This is a genomic window from Cecembia calidifontis (assembly GCF_004216715.1).
Classification (GTDB): Bacteria; Bacteroidota; Bacteroidia; order Cytophagales; family Cyclobacteriaceae; genus Cecembia_A; species Cecembia_A calidifontis.
Genome location: NZ_SGXG01000001.1, coordinates 1,366,463 through 1,387,131, shown reverse-complemented (window position 1 = coordinate 1,387,131; position 20,669 = coordinate 1,366,463). Strand labels below are relative to the sequence as shown.

The 20,669-nt window shown below is 39.8% G+C and carries 21 protein-coding genes; 13 read left to right on the top strand and 8 right to left on the bottom strand.

What is annotated here, in order from left to right; translation table 11 throughout:
* The first annotated feature begins 23 nt into the window (after window positions 1-23).
* The 3 genes from BC751_RS06015 to BC751_RS06005 all read left to right on the top strand — a co-directional run bounded on the left by BC751_RS06015 (window position 24) and on the right by BC751_RS06005 (window position 3,535).
* Window positions 24-467, top strand: a complete 444-nt coding sequence (locus tag BC751_RS06015) for a DinB family protein (protein WP_130274752.1) — start codon at window positions 24-26, stop codon at window positions 465-467.
* A gap of 220 nt (window positions 468-687) precedes the next feature.
* On the top strand, window positions 688-1,224 hold the full coding sequence (locus tag BC751_RS06010; protein WP_207226846.1) for a hypothetical protein: 537 nt from the start codon (window positions 688-690) through the stop codon (window positions 1,222-1,224).
* A gap of 157 nt (window positions 1,225-1,381) precedes the next feature.
* Entirely contained in the window at window positions 1,382-3,535 is a 2,154-nt protein-coding gene (locus BC751_RS06005; protein WP_207226845.1) for a TonB-dependent receptor family protein, read from the top strand.
* Between the two features lie 84 nt (window positions 3,536-3,619).
* Here BC751_RS06005 and BC751_RS06000 read toward each other — a convergent pair whose 3' ends face one another.
* From BC751_RS06000 to BC751_RS22700, 3 genes are all read right to left on the bottom strand, one after another.
* Window positions 3,620-4,006 carry a transposase gene (locus tag BC751_RS06000; protein ID WP_130274749.1) on the bottom strand — a complete coding sequence of 129 codons (387 nt, stop codon included), beginning with the start codon at window positions 4,004-4,006 and terminating at the stop codon, window positions 3,620-3,622.
* A 374-nt stretch (window positions 4,007-4,380) separates the two neighbouring features.
* The gene (locus tag BC751_RS05995) at window positions 4,381-4,620 is read right to left on the bottom strand and encodes a hypothetical protein (protein WP_130274748.1); all 240 of its coding nucleotides are present in this window, start codon (window positions 4,618-4,620) and stop codon (window positions 4,381-4,383) included.
* A 57-nt stretch (window positions 4,621-4,677) separates the two neighbouring features.
* Window positions 4,678-4,875 carry a DUF4372 domain-containing protein gene (locus BC751_RS22700; protein ID WP_130274747.1) on the bottom strand — a complete coding sequence of 66 codons (198 nt, stop codon included), beginning with the start codon at window positions 4,873-4,875 and terminating at the stop codon, window positions 4,678-4,680.
* 730 nt (window positions 4,876-5,605) lie between these two features.
* Here BC751_RS22700 and BC751_RS05985 point away from each other — a divergent pair.
* From BC751_RS05985 to BC751_RS05970, 4 genes are all read left to right on the top strand, one after another.
* The gene (locus BC751_RS05985; protein ID WP_165389803.1) at window positions 5,606-6,466 is read left to right on the top strand and encodes a hypothetical protein; all 861 of its coding nucleotides are present in this window, start codon (window positions 5,606-5,608) and stop codon (window positions 6,464-6,466) included.
* 160 nt (window positions 6,467-6,626) lie between these two features.
* Window positions 6,627-7,799 (top strand): lipase family protein, encoded by a 1,173-nt coding sequence (locus BC751_RS05980; protein ID WP_130274745.1) that lies wholly within the window; start codon window positions 6,627-6,629, stop codon window positions 7,797-7,799.
* Complete coding sequence (locus BC751_RS05975) at window positions 7,796-9,076, top strand: outer membrane protein assembly factor BamB family protein (RefSeq protein WP_130274744.1); 1,281 nt, start codon at window positions 7,796-7,798, stop codon at window positions 9,074-9,076. The genes BC751_RS05980 and BC751_RS05975 overlap by 4 nt, the downstream gene beginning before the upstream one ends.
* A gap of 31 nt (window positions 9,077-9,107) precedes the next feature.
* Window positions 9,108-9,737 (top strand): outer membrane beta-barrel protein, encoded by a 630-nt coding sequence (locus tag BC751_RS05970; protein WP_130274743.1) that lies wholly within the window; start codon window positions 9,108-9,110, stop codon window positions 9,735-9,737.
* 214 nt (window positions 9,738-9,951) lie between these two features.
* On the opposite strand, the gene BC751_RS22560 is transcribed toward BC751_RS05970, so the two are convergent.
* Window positions 9,952-10,083: a hypothetical protein gene (locus BC751_RS22560; protein ID WP_278043578.1), complete on the bottom strand. Its 132-nt coding sequence runs from the start codon at window positions 10,081-10,083 to the stop codon at window positions 9,952-9,954.
* Between the two features lie 208 nt (window positions 10,084-10,291).
* Here BC751_RS22560 and BC751_RS05965 point away from each other — a divergent pair, with 208 nt between their 5' ends.
* Window positions 10,292-10,474: a hypothetical protein gene (locus BC751_RS05965; RefSeq protein ID WP_130274742.1), complete on the top strand. Its 183-nt coding sequence runs from the start codon at window positions 10,292-10,294 to the stop codon at window positions 10,472-10,474.
* A gap of 472 nt (window positions 10,475-10,946) precedes the next feature.
* Here BC751_RS05965 and BC751_RS05960 read toward each other — a convergent pair whose 3' ends face one another.
* From BC751_RS05960 to BC751_RS05945, 4 genes are all read right to left on the bottom strand, one after another.
* Complete coding sequence (locus tag BC751_RS05960; RefSeq protein WP_242617384.1) at window positions 10,947-13,373, bottom strand: TonB-dependent receptor; 2,427 nt, start codon at window positions 13,371-13,373, stop codon at window positions 10,947-10,949.
* 311 nt (window positions 13,374-13,684) lie between these two features.
* Window positions 13,685-14,290: a hypothetical protein gene (locus BC751_RS05955; protein ID WP_130274741.1), complete on the bottom strand. Its 606-nt coding sequence runs from the start codon at window positions 14,288-14,290 to the stop codon at window positions 13,685-13,687.
* Between the two features lie 5 nt (window positions 14,291-14,295).
* Complete coding sequence (locus BC751_RS05950) at window positions 14,296-16,698, bottom strand: TonB-dependent receptor (protein WP_207226844.1); 2,403 nt, start codon at window positions 16,696-16,698, stop codon at window positions 14,296-14,298.
* A gap of 172 nt (window positions 16,699-16,870) precedes the next feature.
* The gene (locus tag BC751_RS05945; RefSeq protein ID WP_130274740.1) at window positions 16,871-17,209 is read right to left on the bottom strand and encodes a hypothetical protein; all 339 of its coding nucleotides are present in this window, start codon (window positions 17,207-17,209) and stop codon (window positions 16,871-16,873) included.
* A 216-nt stretch (window positions 17,210-17,425) separates the two neighbouring features.
* On the opposite strand from BC751_RS05945, the gene BC751_RS05940 reads away from it, so the two are divergent.
* The 5 genes from BC751_RS05940 to BC751_RS05920 all read left to right on the top strand — a co-directional run bounded on the left by BC751_RS05940 (window position 17,426) and on the right by BC751_RS05920 (window position 20,437).
* Window positions 17,426-17,797 (top strand): hypothetical protein, encoded by a 372-nt coding sequence (locus BC751_RS05940; protein WP_242617383.1) that lies wholly within the window; start codon window positions 17,426-17,428, stop codon window positions 17,795-17,797.
* A 40-nt stretch (window positions 17,798-17,837) separates the two neighbouring features.
* On the top strand, window positions 17,838-18,179 hold the full coding sequence (locus tag BC751_RS05935) for a winged helix-turn-helix domain-containing protein (RefSeq protein ID WP_130274739.1): 342 nt from the start codon (window positions 17,838-17,840) through the stop codon (window positions 18,177-18,179).
* A gap of 150 nt (window positions 18,180-18,329) precedes the next feature.
* A complete protein-coding gene (modA, locus tag BC751_RS05930) occupies window positions 18,330-19,085 on the top strand; it encodes a molybdate ABC transporter substrate-binding protein (protein WP_130274738.1) in 756 nt (251 codons plus the stop codon).
* A gap of 6 nt (window positions 19,086-19,091) precedes the next feature.
* Window positions 19,092-19,766 carry a molybdate ABC transporter permease subunit gene (modB, locus tag BC751_RS05925; RefSeq protein ID WP_130274737.1) on the top strand — a complete coding sequence of 225 codons (675 nt, stop codon included), beginning with the start codon at window positions 19,092-19,094 and terminating at the stop codon, window positions 19,764-19,766.
* Window positions 19,763-20,437, top strand: coding sequence for an ABC transporter ATP-binding protein (locus tag BC751_RS05920; protein ID WP_130274736.1), 675 nt, complete (start codon window positions 19,763-19,765; stop codon window positions 20,435-20,437). The genes modB and BC751_RS05920 overlap by 4 nt, the downstream gene beginning before the upstream one ends.
* Window positions 20,438-20,669: the final 232 nt, after the last annotated feature.

Sequence of the window (20,669 nt, the reverse complement as noted above, 5' to 3'; positions counted from 1 at the left end):
TATCTAATTTATCTAAGCGATTTATGAAAATAATTCTTTCTATTCTTGGCCTAGCTTGCTTTATGGTGAACTGCACTTCTTCTACTGTGGAGGAAAAACCCTTCACATTTGATCATGCAACGGCAATATTACAATCCCTAGAAAAATCTAAGGCATACACGTATGCGATTTTAGATCAAATGCCTGACAGCCAATACAGCTATAAACCGGCCCCTGAGCTGATGACATTTTCTGAACATTATGTTCACAATTCCATCTTTACCTCCAATCAATTGGCCAATCGGCTCAATCTTGAAAATCCATTCAAAGATTTCAAAAGAGACCGTGATTTGAACAAAGAGGAAACCAGATTGGAAGTGGACCGCATGTATGCATTTATGATCCAAACATTGGATTTTCTTCAAGCCAAATGGTGGGTTGTCAAATTTGTCCATTTGAAATTTTGCAATAGTTATGCTAACAGATAATCGTTCGATACTGTATGCTATCAATCACTCGACTTTGCTGTGGGAAACGCCCATACCAAATCCATCAAAAATCCTAAAGGAATTTAACTTAACCATTCATTACAATTTACTTTATGATGCAATATTCAAGGAAAATTTTACCTTAAAAGAATTAGAAAATTTCAGTTAATTGAAACTGTTAATTGGCTTTTCGTCGTAAAACTACTACATCTTAATGGTCATGTTTCCTTGTCGAATTAACCTCCTAAAACTTCTCCTTCTTTTTCTGATTTATAACCCGACTCTATCCAAGCAGCACAATCAGGAGCAATTATCAGTAAAATCTTCCAGTTCAAGCTCGATAAAAACCGGAGGCTATATTAGCGTGGTAAGCAATATATTTTTTTTAAGCGATGAAGAGCAATCCGTGTTTCCAATGAATACTGTTGGATTTCCTACAGGAATTAATTTTTCTCTTAGCGAAAGAGTAGCTTTTTCAGTTGAATTTGTTCCCACAATAGATTTTTCTGATGGCCCCAAAGTAAAGGCTTTTTTATTTCATCCGGGAGTAATTTATAATTTAGACAAAAATCACGGAATAGCCGGAAGAATTGCATTTGAAAGTAATGGGCAAATTGGCTTTACTCCTGTCTTTGGTAAGACTATCCATAGATTTTCAAATTCTAACTTGTCGGTTTCAGTTCCATTTCCAATTAGGTTTGGAAATGATCTGCCAACAAATGTATCAATGGGTTTACAAATTGGCTGGGGGTTTTAAAAAATACATCTGTTCCAAATTATTGATTTAAGAGGTCAAAAGCATTGATTTTATTTTTTTGTTTTTAACCGTTAACTAATTTTGTCCGGTAAGAGACTCAATTATGCATTCGGAAAAAGGGCTATCAGTTTACATATTTTCAAAAATTCTGATTGCTTTGATTATTTTTATTCATCCATTTTTAGCATTAAGTCAAAATGATACTCTGAAGACAATCGATCTACAAGAAATAGGTATTAGGGGCTTCAAAGAATTGAGTCCTGTTACCAGCTTGCAGGAACGAACTTTTCTTATACCAATAGGAGGAAGAAAAACAGAAGTGATCCGTATCAGTGACTTACCTGCCAATATTGCCGAAAAAACAGGCCGACAGATTTTCGCTCAGATTCCGGGGGCTTTTGTTTACGATATGGATGGGCCCGGCAATCAGGTTAATCTTTCTGTGAGAGGACTTGATCCTCATAGAAGTTGGGAGTTCAATGTAAGGCAAAACAATATTATCATCAATACGGATATTTATGGATATCCTGCGTCCCATTACAGCATGCCCATGGAGGCAGTGGAAAGAATAGAATTAGTTCGAGGGACAGGTGCCTTACAATATGGCCAGCAATTTGGGGGCATGCTGAATTATGTCCTAAAGTCTCCCGATACAACTAGAAATTTTGGATTTGAAAATATGACCACTTTTGGCTCTTTTGGGCTTTTTTCCTCGTTTAATGCAATCGGAGGAAGGGTGGGCAAATGGACCTATTATGGATATTACCAAAACAGAACCTCAAATGGATATAGAGATCATGCCCGTTCTGATTCGGATGCGCAGCATTTTTCATTGACCTTTGCTGCTAACGAAGACTTGAGTATTAAAGCTGAAATTTCCCGCAGTACCTATCTCTACCAGAGCCCTGGGCCACTTTCTGATCAAATGTTTAGAGAAAACCCAAGGCAAGCTTCCCGTTTCAGAAATTTTTATTCTCCGGAGATATGGGTTCCTGCCTTGACACTAGATTACAGGGTAGGGCCTAATACCCATATACAATGGATTAGCTCCATAATCTACGGAAAAAGGGGAGATATAGCTTTTCCCGGAAATGCGCTTGCCATCGACAATATTAGACCCGAAACCAACAGTTTTGCCCCCAGAAATGTTGCCATTCATTATTACAATAGCCGTACCTCTGAACTGAGAATGCTGCATGAATACAAATTAGGTAAGATCAAAAACGACCTTAGCATTTCGTCAAGATATTTTAACAATATCAACGACCGAAATCAAAGAGGAAGGGGCAGCAGCAACACATTTTTTGATTTATCAGTGGATGGAAACTTCGAAAATGAACTTACCTTACACAGTAGAAGTCTTGCTTTTGCAATTGAAAACCAAATCTATATTAAAGACAATTTTACTGTTTCTCCCGGTTTAAGGTACGAAAACGGCCGTTCTGATTTGACAGGCAGTATAGCTTATTTAGAAGAAAGACAGGTCCCCCAAGAAATACTTTATGACTTTCTCACGCTGGGTGTTCATGGCCAATGGTTCAATGACAAAGGGGTGAGAATTTTTGGCGGGATTTCACAGGCAAATAGACCAGTACTTTTTCAGGACTTGGTGCCCGGTGACCCCTTTGCCAGGATAGCTGAGGGACTGCAACATTCCTTAGGTTACAATACTGAAGTAGGAATAGAAAATAGGAAACATAAATACCTGCAATACAACCTGACTTTCTTTAGGACATTTATTGGGAATAGGATAGGTAATTTGATAGATGTAGAAGCCGGACAGACCTTTGTTACCAAAAGCAATATTGGTGATAGCCAGACTGATGGTATAGAGCTATGGCTGAATGGAGTCCTTTACAACGATTCAAAGGCTAAAATTTCAATTTTCAATGCTTCTTCGTACATGGATGGCAGATACGTAGCTGGAACATTGAGAAGTGGTTCAGAAAATGTTTCCATTGTCGGAAACAGAATCGAATCAGTACCGGAATGGATTATCCGTACCGGATTGACCATAGAATTGGGACGGTTTAAATCATTACTCCAACACCAATATGTCAGTGAGACTTTTGCGGATCCACTTAATACAATCATCCCTTCTCCAGATGGGGCAGTAGGATCAGTTCCGGAATACCATATTTTTGATTGGAACAGCAGCTTTTCACTTTCTGAAAAGTATGTTTTGAGATTTGGGGTCAATAATCTTCTCAACCGCCAATATTTTATCAAAAGACCTACCATGTATCCCGGTGCCGGAATTTGGCCATCGGATGGTAGAAGTGTGGTGGTTTCCGTCAATGTGAAGATTTGATTTAAAATAGATGAGTCTCATTTTGAATGTTGAGAACTACTGTCATCCTACTAAATTAAGATTTTCTTGATAATTGGCCTAGTTTTACAATTTAGGGGGTGTTTTTGAATTTTGAAAAACACCCTCATTTCTAACTTCAAACAGGTCAAGTTGTACTATTTCTAGATCCCTGCCTGAAACCGATAATTTTTTAGAATTGATGAGTTTGACCAGTGATATATAGGAGCACATATTGATTGCCGCCATATTTACAATTGTTAAGAACTGTTCGGCTTCTTTAGATTGCTTATGAATAACTGTAAAGAGTAAATTAGCTATCAATGTTATCCAGACCTGCGTCTTAATACCTTCCAAGCTGTCCGAGAAAAAATAGCTCAGCTCAAAGTTTTGTTTTAACTGCTTGAATAGGACTTCAATGTTCCATCTGTACTTATAAAGCAGAACAATGGTCTGTTCACGGTACTCAAACATATTGGTAACAAACTCCAGAGTTTAACCGCTTAAAGGGTCTATATATTTAATCAGTCTTGCCTTCATTGCTTCTTTTGAGGGATTTAGGAGAATTATCTGATCTGAAATTACCCCTCCAGATGCATAATCACTGATATGGTTAGTCTTTCCTTCCACGACGTCATAGACGGCATCTTCATTAATCCTGGTAAGAAAAAAGCTCCCTCGTTAGTTAACTCCTGCCATTTTTTGTACTTGACAGACCCCTTATCAAAGACATATATCGCCCCTTTTTGGGGGACAAGCTGTCCGAGAAAAGATTTGTCGTTACAAGCAGCCTCGGTAATATGTACCAGATCAGGTACTGAGCTTCCCAAAGGAAGCTGAGCATGGATTTATAAACCTCCCTTTTTCTTTCCGTCGATAGGGTTACGCCCGGCACCTTTGAAAACATCTACAAAAAGAGAGATAGTCGAAGAGTCAAGAATAAAAATTTTACTGACATTGACCTGTCTGGTAAGAAAACAAGGCATTACAGGTCTCAACTCTTCAGCGGAATGAGCTACGAGCTTATTGTAAATAGCTTCGAATACTTTACTGTCACGATTAATAGTTGCATCGCTTAGAGTACTCACAGCCGGTAGTTTGTAAATGTCAAGATAAGAAAGCTTATTTTCAAGAAAGAGAAGGTTCTAACAAAGACTAACCAAAGAATGGCTTTTAGTGGCAACACCATAAAGTAGGAAAACCAATTGCTTCCATGTGGTCATTGTCTTATAATATCTGTCACTCTGATATTCAAGTACACATGAATCAACTATATCACGGGGAACAAAAGAAAGTAGCTGACAAATGACGGGTTGACCCGCAAGTTTTGTATTTTTGTACATGATGTTTTGGTGTAGTGACTATAAATATCATAAGTTTTAGCGAGGCTTCATAGACTCGCTATTGTATTTTTCTAAGATATCCAAAAACACGCAGTGTTTTTGTCGGATGACAGTATTATTATACTACCAATCAGATAAATTTATACAAGATATCCCTTATAGGTTCACTTCTAAAAATCTCGCTCTCCGTACTCAGTTTTCACCTGCTTGGCTGACTTGGATCTTCCATTGAAATTGTAAGTCAAACTAAACTGTATAATTCTATCAAACCTCCCATATTCTGTGGAAGATAAAAACTCAAAACCTCGGGTGTTGATAGTTTGAATCTAGGTTTTTTAAAAAATAGTTTAAGTGCAACTTTAACCCCCTACTTTTATCCAACAAACCGATAAGCAATCCCCAATTGAAGGGCAAAATTCCTATAACGGATTTTGTCTTGAATATCATAAATGATGGATAAAAGAGCAGGGGTTGTTGTGGACTTTGGGTACCGGCAATTGACAAGGTGAAGTAATTTTAAAAGAAGGATTTAATTTATCTTTGGATATTCTTTGAAAGTTTAGTTTTTTATTTTATTATTGATCAGTTTTAGTTTTAACTTAAATTAACTTTTCGTGAAATTAAAGAACAACCGAAAAAGAACTGGGAAAAGAATTTCCTGGCTTCTTAGTGAAACTGGGGGGGGGGATTAGTTAACCTTTCTTTAGCGAAAGGCCTCGTAATTGTGGCCATGGTTTTGTCTGGATGTAGTCAGGAAGTGATTACAGATGATTATTTGGACAAAGGTATCGAGCAATCATCCTCAAAAGGTTTGCTTCAAGTTTCTTGGGAGTCAGTTATTTCTACTGATTATCAGGGTAATTTAGATGCTCTAAATGAAAACACGCTATCTTCAATGAATCCTTCAGAAGAGAAACAACGTGTTGAATTCGTGTTGTTTGAGACTGGAGAAGCTCGACTAAGCATAGAGCATTTAGCCAAAAATGAAGGGATCAAAATCCCTCATGAGGATCTACCGGATGATCGGTCGCCAGTAAAGAAAACCGTAATCTATGGCGGGGAAATCTCTTGGTATGACGGTTCAGGTGTATTGCTTGGATCAGAATCCGTGGACCGACTGGATTATTCTTCATGGATCTCAGATATCAAACAAATCAAAGAAACAAATTCCAAAGAAGATATCAATAGGGCTTTGCGAAACTTTCAATCCCAATTTTTTAAGGTTAATCTGGAGAAGTTTCTTGAAAATATTAAAGCAAATAATCCCATTGTACGAGAAATAGAGGAGTTTCAAATTTTAGAGGAAAATGAAACCTATGTCACCATACGTGTGGATTTGGCACAATTTGAACCGGGACAGACTGGAATTAATGTGATGCTAATAGACAAGAATAAAAATAGAATGGTAGCCAATAGAATTTATACCGAAGGTTATGAAATCCTACAAACTACCTACTACGGTTATTCCAAAAAAGATATTGAGACCCTAGATGCCATTCGGGTGGAAGAACCTCTTCTTCTGGAAGAACCGGTGGAAGTTACTAAAGTGACTTTGAATAAAATCTCTAACTTAAACATCTCATTAAATTGATACAGCTATGAAAAAGATATCTCTATTATTTCTTTGCTTTTGTTTTTTTCTTTCTCGTAGCTCCAATGCTCAAAATAAAAACACTTTTTGGTTACATGGGCTTGGCGATGATGAAAAAGCTTGGCAGCATTATGCCGCCATATTTGAAGCAGAACGACGAATGAGCAGCAATCGTCTTAAATACCCTTCAGACGCTGGAGTGGTTAGTTCTACATCTACCATTAGTAACCATATTACCCCCAATCCACAAAATATAGGAATCGGTCATAGCATGGGTGGTGTGGTCTTGAGAAACTTGGATAGAGTAAGTTCTCCTTCCTTTAGGAGAATTAATGGATTGATTACAGTGGCTTCGCCCAATTCTGGTGCAGGAATCGCCAATTCTTTTGATGATCAGAGTTTGCTAAGAGCTAGTCAAAAGGCCTGCACAGATATTTCTGCGGGTCCGACTTCTGAACTTTTTGGTTTACCATGGAAAATGATTGAACTGAAATTTGCCTCTTCGTTAGGTGCTAGCCTAACTTCAAAAGCTCTCTGTGAATTATTTATAACAAATGACCTGCTAGGAAACTATGCCGGATCTGCCTCAGCCCGGGCTGATTTAAAGATTGGTAGCCCCTTGCTTGGTCAAATCAATAGTTATAGCTCCTCCATCCCTAGGCTAACGATGATTGCAGAGGAAAACCGCCCTGTCCATTGGCGTATGTTGAGTAGTACGCTAACCCGCAATAATTCGTCTCCAAGTGACCAATTATTGCCTGATGTAATTACAGGGGTAGAGGTAATCTACAATGGCTTTTTTGTGGCTAGAACTACTGGTGCAGTGGCCAATACAATTTTAGGCTTCATAAATCCTGTGCTATTTGCGAAAGCTGCCCTTGATGCTTATAAGGCAACAAAATGGAAAAAGGGAGTCGATTGGCTTAGAGACAGTGAATCCATCTGGAACGGACTCACTGGTGCAATCCGGCTGGAACCTGAAAAGTACTGGGTCTGGACATGGATTCCTTGTGAAACTATTCCTGGAAGACAATTGCTAATCGATGACGTAGGGAGAGATCGGGATCAGTCCTGCGGAGAGTGGGGATTTGTGGAGCGTACACGACAGGTGATGGTACATTATCCTTCTGACGGATTTATTCCCAACTATAGTCAGGATATCGCTTCCCTGCCTGCATCCAACCGCTACTATATCCGCGGAGCCAATCATATCGAAGTACTCAATATGTCCAACAGTCGGCAGAATGGACAGCCGAATGATGCTACTAGAGAACAACTAAATGATGTTTTTGATTTTAGAACTGATATTTTCAGAACGGATAGAAGACAATGAGACCGTTTAGCTTAGGAATTATATGCTTGGCTTCTGCCTTAGTTTCCTCCTGTTTCTTATGGGATAAGGATGAACCCAAGCTGAAAACCAACGAGGAAGGGGAAGTGATTTCCCTTCCTTACCTCTGGAAAACAAACCTTCACTTTAACGACCCGGTATTTAACGGAACACTGAAATATCCGATTTACTACAAGGAAAATATTATTATTCCTATGACAAAAAGCCCATCAGGAAGATTGCTCGCAATGGTCAATCCGTTAAATGGAAAAGTTCTTTGGGAGTGGGATGATCGTTTTGTTAAAGCTACTGAAGATATATTAATTGGCCAATTCCCACAATTTGAAAATCTGATTTTTTTCCCCGCTGGAGGTAGGCTTTATTGTGTTAATCTGCAAAATGGGGAAACCCATTGGAAAAGGCGAATGGATCGTTCATTTTATAGTAATGTTTATGGCAAAGGTGAAAATTTCTATATGTTTGGTAGATCTGATGCATTTCCCGATTCGGTGTATCAGTCCGTTATCTTCAAAGGAAATATTGTCACAGGAGATCTGGAGGAGTATCTGATCCCTAACTTTACCATGGATTATTTCTTTCCCGGCAATCGGATCGGGGATGTGACCGCAGCTATGCCGGTGGGCCTAGATGGGAAGGAGTATCTGGCGGTCGTTTGGCAGGAGCCCTTCTTTGAGTTCTTTTGGCAGTCCTATCTGGGACTGTACGATCAGAGCACCCGGGCGTGGGTCTATGAAAAGACCATCATCAATCCGGAAAAAGCCTTCAATGGGGTACTGCTTAATCCTCCGGTAATTTATAAGGATAGAATATACATGGCCGTGGGGTTTGAGCTCACTTGCCATGACCTCCGCACCGGTCAGCAGTACTGGCGAAAGAAGTTTGACGGGGAGATCTTCTTCTCCAACTTCCTGATCGAAGAGGATAGGATTATCGTCAACAATGAGGATCAATATGTATATGCCCTAGATCCAATGTCAGGTAATCAACTATGGAAAACACGGGGTTCAGGTACAAGCAGTAAAATGAGCTATATGAACGGGGTTGTCTATTTCAACGGAGGAGCAAGCGGCAGGCTCCATGCAATAGATATCAGGGAGGGCAAGACTGTATGGAAGATCGATCCCAAACTGATTGGAGAGTTTCCTGACGAAGCCTTTAGAGGAACAGCCATCTATACCCTCCCCGGAGAAAACGGAAAAAAGGGGAAAGTGATATCCCTGACAGGAAATAATGCCTATTGCTTTGAAGCGTATCGGTAAATTAACACACTAACTGAAAACTAATACTACAATGAAAAAAATTTTAATTTTAATTTTCTTTAGCACTTTTTCATCTTGGGTAATGGCCCAAACGGAAAAAGGCAACATCCTGATTGGAGCCGGAACCACACTTGGCTTGGGGCAAAGTGATGGACTGATGGGTTTGGCATTTAACAGTTCTACCACGGAATTGGCTAATGGGGTAGAATTGAAAAATCGGATGACTTCATTTTTTATTTCATCCAAAGGGGGATATTTTATTTTCGACCGATTTGCGACAGGGTTAGAGTTGGCTATTTCCACGAGTAGTGGTACGACTCAGACTTCTGGACTTGAATTAGAATCCAATTTTTCCTTTCTCGGAGCCGGTCCCTTTGTGCGCTATTATTTTCCATCGGGAAAGCTCCTTCCTTTTGCTGAAATCAATTCTCTTTTTGGAGCTAGAAGCGAAGAAACCTCTGGTTCTGGTATTCAGGAAGATAGTAAGTTTTCGGTAGCTAATGTAGGAGGCGGGTTGGGGTTAGCCTTTCTTTTGGGAACTAGAAGTTCGCTTGACCTCGTTGCCAGCTTTAACGCGACTTCGCTCAAGGAGGATCAAACGGATTTGACTACCAGGCAAACTTCCATCGGGCTCAAACTTGGCTTTACGTTGTTTTTTTAAAGAGTTTATGATTAATTATGCCACCTAAAGGATCCCTAAGTTTCAATGGTAAAATTAAGCCTTTGAGATGAACCTTGATTTGGGAATAAAAACCAAATTTTCATTAAGTTAACGATAATGGGATTAAAAGTGAAAAATATCCTTAAACCTATGGTGAGCATTTACTGACTCCAAAATCCCTAACAATTCCAGATTATAGCAGCCATCCTCAGAATTAATAATTCGCTTTTCTCTCACTTCCACACCGATAAGCAATCCCCAATTGAAGGGCAAAATTCCTATAACTGATTTCGTCTTGAATATCATAAATAATGGATGCAGCCTGAGGTATTGGTCCAATAGTCATGAGGATGGTTAGAGCGAAGGTAGGTAGCTGAAAGGTTCATACCTAGATTTTTAGAATTTGGATAAGTAAGCTTGGTTTCCAGTCCATAGGCGAATCCCTATAATACCCCCATGATTAAGACCAGAGATTAAATTAAAAAAAACCGGTTAAATGTAACCTTATGCACAAGCAAACATGACGAAAGTTTTCTCTTGAGTTCTAAGCTAATGTGGCCCTTGAAGCACTCAAGAATCAGTTTGCATTGGCTGAATTGTCCAAGAAGTTCGATGTTAGCCCTGTGATTATATCCAAGTGGAAGGGTGAGTTTTTGGATAATATGTTAGCTGTATTTGAAAAGGATCATTCAAAGAAAAAGAAAGAAGGCCCGGCCCTTCAGCTACTCTATGCCTAGGTCGGAGATAGTTAATTCTGATCAGGGTAGCCAGTACAAATCAGCCTTTTAGGGCTACTACCTCGAAGGGCTAGGTATCAAAGTATCAATGGACGGAAAGAGAAGGGCTTTGGACAATGTATATATTGAAAGGTTCTGAAAGGCGGGCAAGTTTGGTTACCTCTATCTGAACCCAAGGGAGAACGGTTATGACCTCGGGAAGGTTGTCAAATGGTATATTGAATACTACTACCAAAAGGTCCAGCAAACCACCAGGGAGAAGCCAGAAGAAAGGTATTTTGGAGCAACCCAAAAAGCAGCAAAAAACGAAAGTCAGCTGTCCTACCTCCCAAAGAAATCCTTGGGAACCAGGACGCCAACTAAAGTGTATTAATACATAAACTTAGCAACTGTTACTTTTGGTCCAACAAATAGGGATTATTATACTACCAATCAAATAAATTTATACAAGATATCCCTCATAGGTTCACTTCTAAAAATCCCGCTCTCCGTACTCAGTTTTCACCTGCTTGGCTGACTTGGATCTTCCATTGAAATTGTAAGTCAAACTAAGCTGTATGATCCTATCAAACCTTCCATATTCTGTGGAAGATAAAAACTCAAAACCTCGGGTGTTAATAGTTTGAAAATTGGTATTGAAAATATTCTGAAAAATCAAATCGGTACTCAAATTACTATTGATAACAAAATTTAATCCGATATTGGAAAGTAATAAGTCTGTGTCAAAACCTTGGGCAGTTACCGACTTGGATAAGTAAGTGGCATCCCATTGGACTTTCCATCGAGGTGCGGGCTTATATGAAATATTGCTGTTGAGATTATAGTTAAAGCTGCTAGTAGACGGCCTATCAGATATTTCAATATTATTTATTTGAAAGTAAAACAAATTACCTGATAGATAGAGTTTGAATTTATCACTGATTTCCCAATCACTGATTGCTTCTAGTCCGGTGGACTGACTATCTCCGGCATTGGTAGCCAAGGTCAACAAAATAATTCGGTTATAGGGTTGATTTACCCTAAAAATAAGGTTGGAAACTCGGTTGTGGTAAGCATTGAAAATCAATGTAACCGGATTGTAATGTTTAGTTAAGCCCATTTCAAAGTTATGGCTGATTTCGGGTTGAAGGTCCGGGTCTCCCTGCCAAATGGCTTCTGAATGCCTGTGATTTTTGAAAGGGGCCAAATCACGTGTAGTAGGCCTGTCAATTCTTTTGGAATAGGTGGCCCTTAATTCACACTCTTTGCTCAATTTCCATAATGCTTGAAAAGAAGGGAAAAAATCAAACCTGTCCATCAAATACGGGGTTTCTCCCAATTGATGTACCAGATTTCTGTAGGTATGTTCTCCACGCAAACCTCCCGAGAAACTGATATCTCGGAATTTTCCATTTACTTGAATATATCCACCCTGTACCGTTTGCCTTAGGTCTAGGACATCATTGAAGTCAGGATCCCGATACCAATCGTCCAATTCATTATCAAACCTTTCAAACAAAAAATCCCCTTGATGTCTTACTGTCTTCCAAAGGTAGCCGGTTTCTACACTCATAGCATCCCCCACCGGAAATAAATAATCCCCTTGAATTCTCCATCCGTTCAATGGTGAAACCTCTATTGACCTTTCTAGCAAAGTTACTTCACCTGAACCCAAATCGGTATCCCTGTTGCTAAGTGGCCCTCCAAGTGTAGACCGCTCATAGACTGTAGCAAAACTAAGCCTATGTTTATTCTCGAAGGTTTTATTTGCATCAATACTCGTTGTCAAGAATTTTCCCTCTCTGACAAAAAGGTTTTCATTCAAAAAGGTACGGTCAGGTGATTGATTAAAGGTATAATCCAAATCTTCCCCTAAAACTGAATATTCGTTATATACCAGATTAGCTGTACGGTCGTTTCGTCGTTGACCATAAAAGCCTGATGCGCTGATAATCAGATTATTTTTTCCGGAATAAGTGGTCCCTCCTCTCAGACCCCAAATTCTCTCTGAAGTCGGACGCTCACCGGAAGATGGTGACCAAGTTAAGGTATCACCAACTAAGGTCCGAATCTCCCCAATTCTTGAACCACCAATATCAAATCTTCGAAAGTTTCCGGATAAAAAAGAGGTAAACTTACCACTGCTGTGATGCAAGGTAATGTCACTGCCATAGCGAGGTAAATCAAAATTGCTGAAGTTTCCATTTGCTACCATTCCCCAGCCTTTCTGAAATTCTTTTTTTGTCACAATATTGATGATTCCGGCTTTTCCATCCGCATCCATCCGGGCAGATGGAGAGGTCAACAACTCGACTTTTTCAATCATGTTGGCGGGAATTTGTGCTAAGATGTCAGCAGGGCTTTGGTTGGAAATCACTCCATTGACAGTTACCAAAAATTCTGCATTACCGCGCATCATGATATTGCCTTCTGCATTGACAGTGACTGAAGGTAATCTGCTCAGGACATCCATTCCTGTCCCGGATACAGTATTACCAAGTTGGGACGCAGCAAATTCTTGCTTATCTAATTTCATTTGAGCACTCAATGCATCTCCTTGTATCAAGACTTCATCCATTTCAGCCAACTCCGATACCAGTTGGATATTTAGAGTTATATGATTTGTGGATGGATTGAGATGCAGAACCGTATCTTTCGAACTAAATCCAACAAAACTTGCTTCAGCTTTCAGGTAGTTTGAGTCTGGTATGTTGATTGAATAAGAACCATTATCATCTGTTGTAGTTCCTGAAATCATTTTTTGTTGCGCATCAAAAAACCGAATGGAGGCAAAGGGGAGTGGTTCATAGCTATTTTTATCAATTACCTTGCCTTCTATTAAAACGCCCTCTTGGGCAAAAGAAACTAATGGAATTGAAAATAAAAAAATCAGAAATATTTTATAATTGGATTGCATCATTGAGAATAATTAATTCAACATCGAGGGTTTATTACTTATACCTTCCTTTTCTGTAAATGTTGAAATAGTAACGGGATAGTAGTGTTATTTTCAATGTAAATCAACTAACCACATTCAAAAGTATCAATTCGCAACCAAATAGGAAAATCAATCTTTTTAAAAAAGTAAGACTCTAAGCCTATTTAATCATTTCAAAAACGTTAGTGCAGGACAAGCTTAGGAACTGTATCTCTAAAATATAAATGTTGGTTCAAAACGCTGAAAAGACAAGCCAATCCCCAAAAACAGGGATTGGCTTAATATATAATTTATTAATCTTCAATAATCAAAGGGAAGGTAATATCAAAATCTACATCACCATCCTGAGTGGAAGAAGTAGCTGTTTTTACTCCTGGCTGATGTGCTAACCAAACCCTAAAGGTTGCACTCTCCTGAGGATCTGCTGTTGTCCATTTTGTTTTCAATCCTAGAGGCAAGCCATTTCTATCAAAATCTAAGTAGTTGATAGCTCCATCTCTGTTTTGAATATTCCCTATACCAGTAGGGCTTGAAAATACATTTTCTGTAAATTCAAAAAACATCTGATGCTCATCGTCTTCCTCTTTAATTTCAAGTTGAACATCTTCCACCGGACTTACAAGCCTGTTTAGTAGCTCAAAAGTAAGAACATAAGTGGTGTTTGATTTAAGTATAATCGGCTCTACCGTAAATGAAGAATTAACCGCTAGACCACCGGTCGGATCTTCCGCAAGAGCGCGTACTACGGTTCCATCATCTGCTGTAAAAATCAGTTCTACATCAGTAAAGATTTCTACTTCATTTTCCTCTTCCGGAACTTCGGCTTCTGTACAAGCATTAAATGCGATGATAGAAAGGATTAACATCCATAGGTGGCGAAGTTTGTTTGTTTTGTTCATTTGAATTAGAATTTATAGTGAATAGATAATTGTATATTTCTTCCCAAATCGTCTGCGAAGAATCGCATAGCATTCAGGTAATCCCTGTATCGAATATTCTTTGCATTATGCACTTGTAAACTCAAACCTAGATTTCCTTTTTCTGCCTTGGCAAAGCCATTTAAAAGAAAGTACCCCGGTGGCGGTGCTAGAAAATCAAAAATCTCAGAATTCAGATCGATGATTACATTTCCCTCGATGAGATCCCGAATGGAAACCTCTCTTGGTGCTTGAAATTGCCTAAAGGTATACATGGGCTGTAATGCTACCTGAACCCTGTCAAAAGGTCCAAGATTGCGTTTGTCAAATGCCAACTCATAAGTAATATTGATAGGGGGTTGGTTGATTAATGGCTCATCCCTTTCTACATTTCTTGACCAGATATAGCTACCACCAATTTTACTCGACCAGTTTTTCGAATGATGCCTTTCATAAGTAAGGTCTATTCCTGTGAAAAAAGCATTTGACTGGTCAAAAATATAGGTGGGCATAGGCCCTCTCAAGGTGCCTACTACACCAATTGGCCTCCAAAAAATAAAATTTGCAATGTAGTTGGCATAAACGGATGTGCTAAAACGTCCCTTTTCACCTTTAATTTCCAATTCATTGACCCACTTATAGCTTTGTTCTGCGTTAACCCCACTTTCAGCCATGGGAACTACTCGGTCATTTTGTAAGTTGCCCTCGGCATCTTCGTAGTATCGTAGCAAACCAAAAAGTTGTCTAGCCTCATGCTGACCAAAGCTATACAGCTCGGCCATGTTAGGTGGCCTCCAGCCCGTACCAATATTGCTTCTGAATGTGGTGGAAGGATTTATTTGATTCACATAGCCTAGAGCTGCTGTGAAATTAGAAAATGAAAAATTATCTGAAAATGGTGCTTGGGTTCGTTCTCTTCCAGCCACAGAATTGCGCTCATAATCATAGCGCAGTCCAAGTTCCCACTCTGAACTCCCTCGCAGAAGGGTTTCTACCAAAAACACACTCGCCCTAAAACCTTCATAATTTGGTATAAAAGGAGTAACACTCGTTCCTGGATTATTGAAGTTAGATTGCAAAAGGAGTTGACCTCCCATAATTCCCTCAATACGGTCGGTAAGTTTGTGACTGTAGTCAGCTTGTATATCTTGGGTGATGAGGTTAAGGTCAATAATTGGTAAATCTGCATTTCTTCGAACATCAAATTCCTGCCTACCATTGGATTGGAAAGCATAGCGGAAACCCACATGATTATCTGGGTTAATATTCCAATCCAACTTCAAAGAAGCCAAATGGTGGCTAACAAACTGATTTGGTTCATTGATATCATAGGAAAAGTCTCTAATGATAACAGGCCTATCCGCTTCAAAATTTCTAATCAAAGCAGCCCCACTACTCCCAATCGAAGCTCTAAGAATCCCAAGGTTTTGACGCATAAAGCTGTAATTGGCCTTTGCGATCAGGTTGTTGTTGATTTTGAATTTTGCTCCACCATAGGCACTATATTCTCTAGCTCCTGTATTAGTGAGCATGTAATCTGGCGCATGTCTATCTCCTACGATAGTAACATTGCCGCCAAGGTGCCAGCTAAAATTTTCGAAGCCTTCAGCCAAGTTAAGTCCGGTATTAAACCCTCTTCCGTTGGTCTGAAATCCGGCTACTGCTGAGCCCGACAGACGATTATTGAAGGGCATACTATGGGACTCCGTTACTACCGCTCCTCCCAGCGCATCAGGACCGAAACGAACAGCCGCTGCTCCTTTAATCACTGAAATCGATTCAGCACTCTGAATATCTATTTCCGGCGCATGGTCAGAACCCCAATTTTGAAACCCATGCTTGAAGCCATTATTGAGGATTAGAATGCGGTTACCGTATAGCCCATGGATAATCGGCAGTTGGATATTGGAACCAAACGAGGCAAAGGTCACTCCTTGTATATTTCCCAAGAGTGTGCCTAATGAGGCTGTTTGATTTCGGCTGATGGTCTCACGGTCTATACTTTCTATACTCAGACTTTTGGTACCCTCCGGCCGGATTCTTTCACTGCGAACCTCAACTGTACCCAAGCTTTTTTCATCTGGCTCGAGTTGAATAGTTGCTTGTTTATCCGGAGTAACAGTCACCTCTATGGGCTTAAAACCCAAGTACGTGACTTGTATTTCCTGGGGACTTGCTGTAAATACAGGAATAGAAAACTTCCCGAACTGGTCAGTAGCAGTGCGTTGGTCTTGTTTCCCGAGGACAGTTACGATTGCGCCCACTAAGGGTGCTTTACTTTCGGCGTCATAAACAGTTCCATCAAGGGAAAGACTGGCAGTTTGGGAAATTACTACCCCATTACCTAGGAAAAGGTAAAGCGCGGCCATTAGTACCATGTACTTAGACATATCAATAGATTGGTTGGTTGCACGAACAACAAATGGAACTTAGCCTTTCTTCACAGGAAGCGAGTTCTTCAGTTGTAATGAAATTCCTCACGTGAATAATCTTTATGGTCCGGTATACATACAGGAACGCCACAAGCGCAAAAGCCATAGTTATATGAGGAAATGAAGTGAATTAGAAAAAAATAGCAGGTGGTCCTCTCAGGGATGATGGACTTTTATCAAAGCTTTTAATTAAGAATTGATAGGATACCTCTTGATAATCAACAAAGAAAAGAGGAAGATTTTCAGGAATTAAAACTTCAGATATAAAGGTGTGAAAATGAGCATTGGAAATAATATCCCAAAAAATGTACTCTTCTTCTGTGTGGTTATGTTCCTTTTCCCCTTTCTGGAATGGGTGTGCATGCACAATCAAATGACCGTTCTCAGTCAGGTGCACGTGCTTATTATTGAAATTATTCCAAAATACCAAGCCCCACAGCCCTAGCACGGCTATTGAGAGGAACTTCATATGTTGGATTCTTTGGATCATATGCAAAAATATAAAACTTTTTGTTTTTGCAACAATATTGCATTTAGAGTTAACTTTTCCACTGTCTTTATACCTTGATAGTTTTTGAGATGTTTCAAATTTCTTTAAAAGTTTTGGTGGAAGTTCAAAAACTTGTCAATTGCTTTTTATAATTAGAATCCCTATTTTTCACAATAAACCAAAAAAGCCAAACCAATGAAAAAAATGAGTTCTTTGCTCACGATGCTATGCCTCGTGATAAGCTTAGCAGTGGCGTCAGTTCCTTTAGCGTCGGATAACTTTGTGGGTGAATGGGACTTACTAGTAGAGGGCACCCCTCAGGGAAATATCAATGTCATCCTGACCATCGAAAGGGTGGATGGGAAACTGAAGGGAAAATTCCGCCAGATAGGTTCCAATCAAGAAACCACCATTTCCAACATCAGTGAACAGGAAAATGGCATTACCCTGTATTTCTTTGCCGAGGGATACGACCTTTATCTAAGCTTAAAAGCTGCGGATGAGGGTAAACTATCCGGTTACTTGGTAGATCAATTTCCTGTAAAAGGCCAAAGAGCCTCGAAATAATTCCCTTATCCTGATTTGACCATTAAACCTGCATTTCGTGATGGCCAATAAAACATTAAAAATCAAATGCTGGATTGAGGTGGATGAAAGCAGGTTTTTTGGACCGGGAAGGGCTGAATTATTGGAATTGATAGACACGCAGGGATCAGTTTCCAAGGCCTCCAAAACCATGGGCATGTCTTACAAAAAAGCCTGGGATATGGTCACTGACCTCAATACCAGAAGCCCTGAACCTTTTGTACTCCTCCAAAAAGGAGGAAGTAAAGGAGGCTCGGCAGAATTGACGGAATTTGGGCGAAAATTTCTCAAACAATTCCAGGAACTGGAAAGAAAACTCAGAATTATTGCCAAAGAGGGAGAAGGGTTAATGGCAAAGCTTTAAAATTTCATGCCAAAATTCTTTTCTCTTATTTTTATAGCTCTCGATATATATCTTTGTAAATATCGGTTGGGATTGAAACTGCCAATAGGTGAATTAAAGAAGAAAATCCCCAAAAACTTGGACACAAAGCTAATTTGGAATTAACCCATCATGTCAAAATTATTGTTCCTAACGGTTTTCTTAACTTTTTTTTCTATCAACACTGTTTTTTCCCAGAAACAACAAAAGATTTTGGTAGCTGCTGCTGCCGATCTTAGGTTTGCCATGGATTCCATCATCAGAGTGTATCCACAAGCTTCGGAAATTGAAGTTATTTATGGTTCCTCCGGTAAGTTCTTCGAACAGATTTCCAATAGTGCCCCTTTTGATGTTTATTTTTCTGCCGATATGGTATATCCCCAGAAACTGAAAGAAAACGGAAAAACCGCCTCTGAAATTTATGCTTACGGCATTGGAAGGTTGGTCCTTTGGAGCAAAAAAGACCTGGGAAATAATCTGAAAATGGATGTCCTGAAGGATAAGCAAATCAGGAAAATTGCCATTGCCAATCCCCGCCATGCACCTTATGGCCAAAGGGCAGAAGAATCTCTTAAATATTATGGCCTTCACACACAAGTAAGGCCTAAATTGGTGTTCGGAGAAAACATAGCCCAAACAGCACAATTTGTGAGCAGCGGAGCAGCCGATATCGGAATCATTGCCCTATCCCTTGCACTTTCTCCCAATATGAAGAAAGTAAACGCAAACTACTTCCTTATTCCTGCAGACAGCCATCAACCCTTGTTGCAGGGGGCGGTGTTGGTCAAAAAAAATATCCCAAACCCAAGTGCGGCCCAATTCTTTGAATTTGTCAAAGGTGATCAGGCCAAACAGATATTGGCACATTATGGCTTTACCCAACCCTGATCACTGATGGATTTTTCACCTTTCATATTATCCATCAAATTGGCCTTTGTCACCACACTGGTTCTTTTTGTGGTCGGTGTTCCTTTGGCTTACTGGCTGGCGTTTAATCCAAAGCGCTATAAGATTTTCCTGGAAGCAGTGGTAGCTCTCCCCCTTGTCCTTCCCCCTACAGTTTTGGGATTTTATCTCCTTTTAGCTCTAAGTCCTGAAAACCTTTTCGGTTCCTGGTTAGAAGAACATTTTGACCTCAGGCTGGTCTTCACTTTTGAAGGACTGGTAGTGGCCTCTGTTTTTTACAGTTTGCCATTTATGATCCAACCTCTTCAATCAGGATTCCGCTCAGTACCCTTTGCCTTGGTTGAAGCTGCTTATTCTTTGGGAAAAAGCAGGTGGACTACCCTGATGAAGGTGATATTACCCAACATGTCCGCATCGCTTCTTTCAGCCAGCATCCTGACTTTTGCCCATACCATTGGGGAATTTGGAGTGGTACTGATGGTAGGGGGCAATATTCCCGGCGTTACAAAGGTTATTTCCATCAGTATTTACGATGAGGTGGAAGCCATGAACTACGGACTGGCCAATCAATACGCCCTGATCCTTTTGGTTTTCTCATTTTTGATTTTGTCTTTTGTTTACTTTTTCAATTATCAGCAACGTAAAAATATCAGGCTCCTATGATACAGCTTGACCTAAAGAAAAAACTTTTTGGTGCGGATGGACAGATCCAACTTCAGGTCAACACCATCATCCAGTCCAAGGAACTGTTAACCTTATATGGTCCCTCCGGAGCTGGCAAAACGAGCATTATCCGTATGCTATCAGGCTTGATGTCTCCAGAACAGGGCAAAATTATAGTCAACGGAAAAACCTGGTTTGACAGTGAAAAGAAAATCAACCTGAGGACACAGGATAGATCCATCGGCATAGTCTTTCAGGAATACTCGCTCTTTCCCAACATGACCGTATTTGAAAACCTGAAATTTGCCCTGCCCAAAGGAGATTCCCAAGACCTCATTGAGGAAATGTTGGAAACCATTGGACTACAGAACCTCAAAGACAAAAAGCCGAACTGGTTATCCGGAGGGCAAAAACAAAGGGTGGCACTGGCAAGGGCACTGGTAAGGAAACCTTCTATTCTGTTGTTGGATGAGCCACTTTCCGCCTTAGATACTGCGATGAGAAACAAACTCCAAGAGGATATTTTGGCCTTTCACAGGCGGTTTGAACTGACCACCATCATGGTATCCCATGATTACCATGAAGTCAAAAAGATGTCAGACAGGGTACTTTTGATCGAAAATGGTATCATAGCAAATGAAGGAAATCCGGAGGAAGTTTTCAAAGATTAACATCTTGTGGTCAAAAGTGAAAACCAAAAAACATTTTTTAACTCTAGTGAAATCCCCTTTTAAAAACCTATAGGGTTGAGGTGAATTTATTCACCCTTTACCTCAAAACACATTAAATTTCAAGACGTTATCGAATAATTTTCCAAAATTTTTGAACTTTTTGCCCATAGAAGCTCTTATTCTTTGGTAACCCGTCCAGCTATTTTCCCGTAATCTGATCTGGCACGCGCGA